Below are 4,806 nucleotides of genomic sequence, written 5' to 3' on the forward strand. Positions count from 1 at the left end.
GATGACGATGGCCCGCATACCCGAGCCCGAGGTGGAGCGCTTGCGCTCATCGGTAGCCCTGACCCGCCTGATCGAATCCGAGGGCCTGACGCTCAAGCGCACCGGCAAGGACTGGGCCTGCGCCTGTCCGTTCCACGACGGCGACCACGAGCCCTCGTTGATCGTGTCGCCGGATAAGAACCTGTTTCACTGCTTTGCCTGTGGCGCGGCGGGGTCGCCGATCGATTGGTTGATGCAACGGCGGGGCGTGGCGTTTCGGCGGGCGGTGGAGTTGTTGCGCGGGATGCTGGACGGCGAGCCGGAAACCGTTGCCGAGGTGCCGAAGGCCGCGGCCTCGAAGATTGTCGCGCCATTGACCGCCGGCGAAGACGATGCTGCGCTGTTGCGCGAGGTGGTGGCGCATTACCACGCGGCGCTCAAGGACTCGCCCGAGGCGCGGGAGTATTTGGTTAAGCGTGGGTTGACCCATCCCGAGCTGATCGAGCGGTTCCAGCTCGGCTTTGCCAATCGCACCCTGGGCTATCGCTTGCCGATGAAGCAGGTCAAATCCGGTGCGGCGATTCGCCAGCAGTTGCAGCGGCTGGGGGTGCTGCGGGCCTCGGGGCATGAGCATTTGAACGGCTCCCTGGTCATTCCGGTGTTCGATGCCGAGGGCCAGGTTAGCGAGCTGTACGGTCGCAAGATCACCCGAGACAGCAAGCTGACGGCGGGCACACCGCTGCACCTGTATTTGCCCGGTCCTCATCGAGGCGTATTCAACGAGCAAGGCCTGGTCGGCCAGGAGGAAGTGATTCTGTGCGAAGCGTTGCTCGATGCGCTGACGTTTTGGTGTGCCGGCTATCGCAACGTGACCGCCAGTTATGGGGTCGAGGGCTTTACCGACGAGATCGCTGCGGCGATTCAGCGCCATGGCGTCAAGCGCGTGTTGATTGCCTATGATGCCGACGAGGCCGGCAATCGCGCAGCGGAGAAGCTGGCCCAGCGATTGATGGCGGATGGCCTCGATTGCTACCGCTGCCGGTTCCCGAAGGGCCTGGATGCCAACCAATACGCGCTCGATGTGCAGCCAGCGACGAAGTCGCTTGGGCTGGTGATTCGGCAGGCGGAATGGCTGGGCAATGGCCTGCCCCGGACTCGATCCGGGGGCAAGGCGCCGGAACGGGGTGTGGTGGGTCCGGCGACCGAACCGGTGTCGATGGGAGAGGCGGAAGTTTCCCTTTTAGTCGCTGGCTCTGCGCTCGATGCGGTCGAGATGACAGACGCCCTGGCGGCCGAAGCGCTCGACGAAGCCAACGATGCGCTGACCGCCGAGGCCTCGCCCTCCGAACCCGAGCCGCCAGCGTATCGCGTGCCACCGAGCGAGCCGACGCTGCCGGTGGAAGGCGATGCCAAGGAACTGCGCCTGGTGCTGGGCGATCGACAGTACACCGTGCGCGGCCTGGACAAGAACCTGAGCTATGAACAGCTCAAGGTCTGGCTCAAGGCGCAGTGGGGCGACCATCTGCATGTGGATACGGTGGAGCTGTACCAGGCCAAACAGCGGGCGGTGTGGATCCGGCAGACGGCGGTGGAACTCGGGGTGTCGGAGGACCTCATCAAGGGGGATCTGGCCAAGCTGCTGCGGGCGTTGGAGGCGCAGCAAGATGCGTTGATCCGGGCCAAGCTGGCCCCGAAGGAACCCGCGAGCACGCCGACGCTGACGCCGGCACAGCAGCGCGATGCGCTGGCATTGCTGCAGGCGCCCGATCTGATCGCGCGCATCGTGAGCGATTTCGAGCGCGCCGGCTTGGTCGGCGAGCCGAACAATGCCCTGGTGGGGTATCTGGCCGCGGTCTCGCGCAAGCTCAAGCAGCCGCTGGCGGTGTTGATTCAAAGCACGTCGGCGGCCGGCAAATCGACCCTGATGGACGCGGTACTGAATTTCATGCCGGAGGCCGAGCGGGTGCAGTACTCGGCGATGACCGGGCAGAGCCTGTTCTACCTCGGCGAAAAGGATCTGCAGCACAAGATTCTGGCGATTGCTGAGGAAGAAGGCGTGCGCCAGGCGGCCTATGCGCTGAAATTGCTGCAAAGTCAGGGCAGTTTAACCATGGCCTCCACCGGCAAGGATCCGGTGACCGGGCAATTGGTGACCCAGGATTACCGAGTGGACGGCCCGGTGATGCTGTTTCTCACCACCACGGCGAGCGAGGTGGACGAGGAACTGTTGAACCGTTGCCTGGTGCTGACGATCGATGAGAGTCGCGAGCAGACCCGGGCGATTCTGCAGCGGCAGCGCCAGGCACGCACATTGGCGGGATTGCGGGCGGATCGGGAAGCCGAGCGGATCGTGGCCCAACACCGCGCCGCACAAAGCCTGCTACGGCCGTTGGCGGTGGTGAATCCGTATGCCGAGGCGCTGGGGTTTCGGGACGATCTGACCCGGCTGCGGCGTGATCATCAGAAGTATCTGACCCTGATCGAGAGCATTGCCCTGCTGCATCAGCACCAGCGGCCGATTCGCACGCTGGTCGAGCACGGTGAGCGGATCGAGTACGTCGAGGTGACGGCGGCGGATATCGCGCTGGCCAACCGGTTGGCGCATGAGGTGTTGGGCCGATCGCTGGACGATCTGCCGCCGCATACCCGGCGGGTGCTGGGATCGATCCAGGCGCTGGTGGCGGCGCGTGCGGCTGAACAACAGGTTCCCGCCAACGCTGTGCGGTTCACCCGACGCGAGGTGCGTGCGGTGGCCGGCATGAGCGAAAAGCAGGTGCGGGTGCATGTCGAGCGGCTGCTCGACCTGGAGTACCTGTTGGCGCATGGCGGGCGCACGGGTCAGCGCTTCGTGTACGAGTTGGTGTTTGACGGCGACCTGAGCGATTCGGCGCCGAGGGTGATGGGCTTGATTGATCCGGCTACCGATACGACGGCCCACCTCGTGGGGGAAACGCCTCACCTCGTGGGCCGCTCGTGGCCCGGTAGTGGCCCGCTCGTGGGTACCTCGTCGTCATTGGAAACTGTCCGCAACGCCAGCCCTGGCGCGGAATTTTCCTCTTTAGTCGCAGCTGTTGAGGAAAACGCATTATTTGGGGCCGCCAACACGCCGCGTCGTAACGGCGCCGTCGTAGGCGGACGTTAAGCGATGCCGCGCGAGGGGCACTATGGCGAGCGGCGGCGCCGACTGGAGGCGCCGAGTGCGCCGGACAGCATCGCGGCCTGGATGCGGCGCTATTTGGAGGCGTTGCAGGTGCAGGGCTACAGCGGTGAGCTGTGGCGGCATCGCTGTGCGGCGCTGGCGCGGTTTCTGGAATGGTGCGAGGAACGCGAGCTGCAGCGGCCGGGGGAGATCAGCAAGCCGGTGCTGGAGCGTTATCAGCGGCATCTGTTCTATGCGCGCAAGGCCGACGGCCAACCGCTGAGCCTCAAGGGTCAGCGCGTCACGCTCGGCCATGTGCGCGGCTGGTTTCGCTGGCTGGTCAAGCACAATCATCTGCCCTCGAATCCGGCGGCGGATCTCGATTTGCCGTTGGCGCCGCGCCAGGTATTGCCCGAAGCGCTCAGCGCCGACGAAGTGGAAACGGTGCTGGCGCAGCCGGATGTTCATGACGCGCAGGGCCTGCGCGATCGGGCGTTGATGGAGCTGCTGTACTCGACCGGGCTGCGCCGCACCGAAGCGGCGAATCTGACGGTGTACGACCTCGATGCAAGGCGCCTGGTGCGGGTACGGCAGGGCAAGGGACGAAAGGATCGCATCGTGCCGATCGGTGAGCGGGCGCTGGCCTGGGTGCAGCGCTACCTGGTCGAGAGCCGGCCCGAGCTGCAGATCGATCCGCAGGAAATGACGCTGTTCCTCAATCGCTGGGGCCAGCGGTTCAGCGGCGCCGGCCTGGGCAACCTGGTGCGTGGTTACCTCGAACGCGCCGGCATCGACAAGCGCGGCGCCTGTCATTTGTTTCGCCACGCGATGGCGACGCAGATGCTGGAGAACGGGGCCGATGTGCGGTTTATCCAGGAAATGCTCGGCCATGCGAGTCTGGACACCACGCAGGTGTATACCCACGTGGCGATCGGCAAGCTGCAGGCGGTGCATGCGGCGACGCATCCGGCAGCCAGGTTGGCGCGGAAAGCAGAGGCTAAGGACAGCGAGGAGCCGGATGGCGCCGCTTAGCGCTGCGCGCTCAAGCGGACGCTCGGACACGGTATCGCTGGACCGAACGCCGCGCCCTGACCCGAGGAGCGCGTATCGCTCCGTTACCGCCGTCACGGCGCTTGCAGGCGCCTACGCCCTGCGCGGCATTCAGCCGCTGCGGGCTCCAGCGCAAAGAGCGCAAGCGCCGCGCCAGCTGCCTCTGGCCGTCCATGGCCATTTCCTCTTAGCCGCTTGCTCCGATTCCACCTCGCTCGGCTCCTGCCTCGCGCATGTGCGTGCCGGCTGCGCCCGCACGCAAGCCGGACTCAGCAGGCGCGCGGCGTGTGCGGGGTGGTCGTGATGAAGCCCGGCGTTATCGCAGGCACACCCCGCACGCCTGCCGCTCCGATGAACGGGCAATTCCCCCATCCCCGTATCGCGCGGAAGCGCAGTGCTCCGCATCGCCGTTGCTATGCGCGCTCACGGGGCTATCGGCAGCCATTCGACATAACGCGCAATTACGCGCCAACGTCCTGTTGTGGCGCGCGGCAGGCGGCGTCCTGCCGCCTGAAAGCCCCGCGCTCGCGTAATTCGTCGCTATGTCGCATGGCCGCCCCGTGCATCCCTGCACTCGCTGTGGTGGCCGCGCGTCCTGCGCGGCATCGGCCAGCTCCTGCACGCGCTCCGCGCGTCTG

General features: G+C 66.0%; 2 protein-coding genes. Both read left to right on the forward strand.

Going from position 1 to position 4,806, the window contains the following annotated elements:
• Nucleotides 1–3,121, forward strand: a 3,121-nt coding sequence (locus IFO71_RS21240) for a CHC2 zinc finger domain-containing protein (protein WP_225444862.1), incomplete at its 5' end; no start/stop codon positions are given.
• Between the two features lie 3 nt (nucleotides 3,122–3,124).
• Nucleotides 3,125–4,150, forward strand: coding sequence for a site-specific tyrosine recombinase XerC (xerC, locus tag IFO71_RS21245; RefSeq protein ID WP_192031694.1), 1,026 nt, complete (start codon nucleotides 3,125–3,127; stop codon nucleotides 4,148–4,150).
• The last annotated feature ends 656 nt before the right edge of the window (nucleotides 4,151–4,806 follow it).

It is taken from the genome of Pseudomarimonas arenosa, from assembly GCF_014841215.1.
In the GTDB taxonomy this organism is placed as follows: domain Bacteria; phylum Pseudomonadota; class Gammaproteobacteria; order Xanthomonadales; family Xanthomonadaceae; genus Pseudomarimonas; species Pseudomarimonas arenosa.

What these genes read in the sequence shown, in the direction of transcription:
- xerC (WP_192031694.1), top strand. Translation starts at nt 3,125, where the DNA reads ATGCCGCGCGAGGGGCACTATGGCGAGCGGCGGCGCCGACTGGAGGCG.